Annotated in this window: 1 protein-coding gene; it reads right to left on the bottom strand. The window is 66.3% G+C overall.

Going from position 1 to position 955, the window contains the following annotated elements:
* Positions 1–111: 111 nt before the first annotated feature.
* Positions 112–955 (bottom strand): SDR family oxidoreductase (locus tag K728_RS0104945; protein WP_443110924.1); only part of this gene is annotated, 844 nt, incomplete at its 5' end.

Here is a 955-nt window from a genome sequence, read left to right as displayed (position 1 = left end):
GGCGGTTCTGTGTGGAGGGGCGCCCTGGTGCTGCGTACCCCCGGCGTGTTTGCGTGCAGGTCCGTGCGCTGTGCGAGCGCCGTCGGGACATGACCGGGATGTCTGGCCCCATCAGACCGAGCGCAGGCGCAGCCAGGCCTCGAAGGTCAAGCCGTTGACGGCCGAGTCGCGGGCAAGATTCTCGCCGCTACTGAAGAACTTCCCAAGAGCACCCGGCAGCGGCAGGGTGATCTGGCGGCCGGTTGCTCCTGTGACGTCGCGGTAGATGCGAGCCAGCTCGGCCATTTCCAGCACTTGCGGGCCGCCGACGTTGATGGTCCCCTGGGGTATCGGCTGATGGGTTGCCGCGTCGGCCAGCGCACCTGCCACATCCTGAACGGCAATCGGCTGAAACACGGCGTTCTTCAGGACAGGAAGTACTCCGGCCTTGCGCCCGCCGTCGAACACTACCGTCAGAAAGTTGTGGAACTGGGTAGCCCGGACCACCACTGATGGAATCGACGAATTCTGGTAGATCTTCTCCTGGCGCACCTTGGCCCGATAGTAGGAGAACGCCGCCAGGTCGCAGTTGACGATCGAGAGCACCACGGCGCGCGCGATTCCTGCCTCTCGGGCTGCGGTGAGCAGGTTCAGGGCGCCGTCGTCGAGCGCCCGCTGACCCTTTCCGAACTGTCCGTCGAGGACGTCAATCAGGACATCGGCCTCGGCCAGCGCATCCGTCAGGCCCTCCCCGGTCGTCACATCGGCTGCCATGTACTCGGCACCGGCGACCCACCGCGGCGAGTGGTGGGCGGGAAGGTGACGGCTGACCGACCGCGTTTGGTGGCCTCGTCTCACGCATTCGTCCACCAGATGGTGCCCCACCAGACCAGTACCCCCGACCACAACCACTCTCGTCATGGCCCCTAGGCTACGCCTGCCCGCTCCGACGGACCAGAGCGGCCGAGCCGGATCC

The organism is Arthrobacter sp. CAL618 (assembly GCF_000468215.1).
Lineage (GTDB): Bacteria > Actinomycetota > Actinomycetes > Actinomycetales > Micrococcaceae > Arthrobacter_D.
The sequence above is the reverse complement of the archived record's forward strand: the minus strand, read 5'-3'. Positions and strand labels throughout refer to the sequence as shown.